We start from the raw sequence: 3207 nt of genomic DNA, 5'->3' as shown, positions 1-3207 counted from the left end.
TGGGCGCCGGAGAGCGTGATGGCCGGCATGGCCTTTGCCGAGGCCTGGCCGGCACATTCGACAAGCTGGGCCGTGCCCCGCGTGAGCCAGATGATGCCGGGGTAGGGGCTGGGCGGCACGCGCGTGTCGGCTGGCGTGCCGGTTGGCTGGCGGCCCAGGTCGCGCCAGAAGAAGGCGCGCACGCAGTGTGCCAGCGCAGGCGGGGGCGCCAGCAGGGCGGATGCGGGCAGCGCTGCCGTCATGGCAGAAGGGCGGCTTTCAGCCCCGGCGCTGCGCCCGGGAGTGCCTGTGCACTGCCTCGACCAGCGCCGCCACATGCTCGGGCGGTGTGAACTGGCTGATGCCATGGCCCAGGTTGAAGATGTGCGTGGGACCGGTGGTGCTGCGGTCGGTGTGGGGCTTGCCAAAACTGTCCAGCACCTGGTGCACCTGCTGCACGATCTGCGCGGGGGGGGCGAACAACACGTTGGGGTCGATGTTGCCCTGCAACGCCTTGCCGGGGCCGCCAACCTCGCCGCCCACGATGGCGCGGGCCTTGCCCAGGTTGGCGGTCCAGTCCAGGCCCAGCACCTCGCAGTCGATCGCCTTCATGTCTTCCAGCCAGATGCCGCCGCCCTTGGTGAAGACGATGCGCGGCACGTCCGTGCCGTCCACACCGGTGCGTTGGAGCTGGGCCAGTACCCGCTTGGTGTAGGCCAGGCTGAACTCCTGGAAGCAGCCATCGGCCAGCACGCCGCCCCAGCTGTCAAAGATCATCACGGCCTGGGCGCCTGCGTCGATCTGGGCGTTGAGGTATGCGGCCACGCTGTCGGCATTCACGGCCAGGATGCGATGCATGAGGTCCGGGCGCGCATACATCAGGCTCTTGACCAGGCGGTAGTCGTCCGATCCCTTGCCTTCGACCATGTAGCAAGCCAGTGTCCAGGGGCTGCCCGAAAAGCCGATGAGCGGCACGCGGCCGTTCAAGGCCTTGCGGATGCTGGTGACGGCATCGAACACGTAGCGCAGCGTGTCCATGTCGGGCACGGTCAGCTCGGCCACGGCGGTCTCGTCGCGCACCGCCTTGGCAAAACGGGGGCCTTCACCCTCGGCAAAGGTCAGGCCCAGCCCCATGGCGTCGGGCACGGTGAGGATGTCGCTGAACAAAATGGCCGCATCCAGCGGAAAGCGCTCCAGCGGCTGCAGGGTGACCTCGGTGGCGTAGTCCACGTTGGTGGCCAGGCCCATGAAGCTGCCCGCCTGGGCGCGCGTGGCCTTGTACTCGGGCAGGTAGCGCCCCGCCTGGCGCATGAGCCACAGGGGGGTGTAGTCGGTGGCTTGGCGGCGGCAGGCGCGCAGGAAAGTGTCGTTGGAAAGAGGGGCGAAGGTCATCGCCTGATTGTCGCAGGCCGGCCCCCAGAGCGGCCCCCCATCCGGCGGCAGAGATTGACGCGCATCAAGTCAGTGCACCCGCGGAAGCGGCTCTGCCGGGCCGCAGGGTGCGTCCCCCTCAGGGGGAGGACGCGAAGCGGCTCAGAGGAGAACTATCTTTCAGCGATGTAGTGCGACATCCTGGCGGTCTCGCCGGGGGCCAGAAAGGCCCGCACTTCCGTCTCCAGCGCCTGATCGGCCATGGTGGCCCGGGCGCGCTGGTGCAGGTAGTCGGCCCACGATTCGACGATGAAGCGCTCCACATAGCGCGAGGGCTCGCCCAGGTCCTTGTACACGCGCCAGAAGGTGGCGCCATCGCGCCTTCGGGGGGCCTTCATGCGGCTGATGGTGTCGAGGAAGGCGGCATCGGTGCCGGGCGCAATGCGGTAGCCCACCTCCACGGCCACGGGGCCGGCCTCGGGCAGGGGCTCGGCTTCGATGAAGAGCTCGTCCCACGGCGTGGCCTGGGTCACCTCGTGCAGGGCGCCCATGCGCAGCGGCATGGGCTTGGCCAGCAGCAGGCCAGCACCCATGAGTGCGGCGGCCACGTACAGCGTGGGCGCCAGGCCCACGATATCGGAGACCGCGCCCCAGAACGCCGAGCCCAGGGCAAAGGCGCCCAGGGCCGCCACCATGTGCATGGCCAAAGCGCGCGAGCGTACCCACTGCGGCGCGCTGGCCTGCGTGGCGGTATTGAAGGTCGACATCGCCGACATCCACGACGCGCCCGCGAACAGCAGGGCGACGTAGACCACCCAGGCGATCTTGGTGGTCGCGGCCACCAGCATCGCCATGGCAAACACCGCGCCACCCACCCCCACGATGGCCTCCATGCCAAAGCGTGTCCGCAGGCGCCCGAGCACTAGGCCCACGGCCACCGCCCCGGTGCCCAGGCAGCCCATGAGCAAACCGAAACCCTCGGCCCCGGTGCCCAGCTGGCGCTGCGCGATGACGGGCAACAGCGCCCACAGGGCCGAGCCCGCCGCGCTGAAAGCCATGACCCGCACCAGCTGCGCCAGGATGATGCGCGAGTGCCAGGCAAAACGCAGGCCGCTCAAGGTGCCCCCCCACAGACGCTCGGCCGGCAGCTTGGATGGCGGATGCGCCTTGGGGGGCCAGCGGCGGATGGACTCCCACATTACCAGCGTGGTCGTGACCGTGACGGCAAAAACCCACCCAGCGCCCAGCTTCGCGAACACCAGCCCGGCCAGCGTAGGCCCCACGGCGCGCGCCGCGTTGTAGGCAATGCTCACGGCGGTGATGGCCTGGGGCCATTCGTCGCGCGGCACGGGATCGATGACCGAGGAGTTCCAGGCCGGCGTCAGCACCGCCGTACAGCAGCCGCAGACGAACACCAGGAACAGCACGGACGCTGGGCCACCCCAGCCCGACAGCACCAGCAGCGTGAGCAGCGCGCAGGCACCCACCTGCGCCAGCAGCGCGCCCGAGATCAGGCGGCGCCGGTCGGTGGTGTCGGCCAGCACGCCGGCGGGCAGCGCCAGCAGGAACATTGGCATGAACACGGCCGTCTGCACCAGCGCGGCCAGGAAGGACGACCCGGTGAGTTCCACCATGAGCCAGGCCGCCGCCATGCTCTGCATGCCGCTGCCCACAAAGAAAATCCCCCCGCAGACCCACAACCCGCGGAAGGCGGGTTGGCGCAAGGGGCTCCAGAGCGAGGTGGATGGTGCCATCGGCGGGCTGTCTGGCCGTGCAGGGCCAGGGCAAATGCTAAGGATGCACAGCATATCGCCTTGGGGCGCCCCGCGGGTATGGCGCCGCCCCGGGGGTGGGAGT

The 3207-nt window shown here is 69.5% G+C and carries 2 protein-coding genes and 1 pseudogene; all 3 read right to left on the bottom strand.

All coding sequences use genetic code 11. The annotated features are described in order from the left end of the window. Window positions 1-242: pseudogene (locus tag MRY84_RS09150) on the bottom strand (AraC family transcriptional regulator); the annotation flags it as partial. Window positions 243-258: 16 nt separating this feature from the next. Beyond that, complete coding sequence (hemE, locus tag MRY84_RS09145; RefSeq protein WP_291505418.1) at window positions 259-1371, bottom strand: uroporphyrinogen decarboxylase; 1113 nt, start codon at window positions 1369-1371, stop codon at window positions 259-261. 152 nt (window positions 1372-1523) lie between these two features. Continuing rightward, entirely contained in the window at window positions 1524-3104 is a 1581-nt protein-coding gene (locus MRY84_RS09140) for an MFS transporter (RefSeq protein ID WP_291505417.1), read from the bottom strand. Window positions 3105-3207: the final 103 nt, after the last annotated feature.

It is taken from the genome of Acidovorax sp., from assembly GCF_022763525.1.
Taxonomy (GTDB): domain Bacteria; phylum Pseudomonadota; class Gammaproteobacteria; order Burkholderiales; family Burkholderiaceae_C; genus Acidovorax.
The sequence above is the reverse complement of the archived record's forward strand: the minus strand, read 5'-3'. Positions and strand labels throughout refer to the sequence as shown.

Bases quoted from the DNA above. Each gene is read 5' to 3' on its own strand.
- hemE (WP_291505418.1), bottom strand. From the start codon at position 1,371: ATGACCTTCGCCCCTCTTTCCAACGACACTTTCCTGCGCGCCTGCCGC.
- MRY84_RS09140 (WP_291505417.1), bottom strand. From the start codon at position 3,104: ATGGCACCATCCACCTCGCTCTGGAGCCCCTTGCGCCAACCCGCCTTC.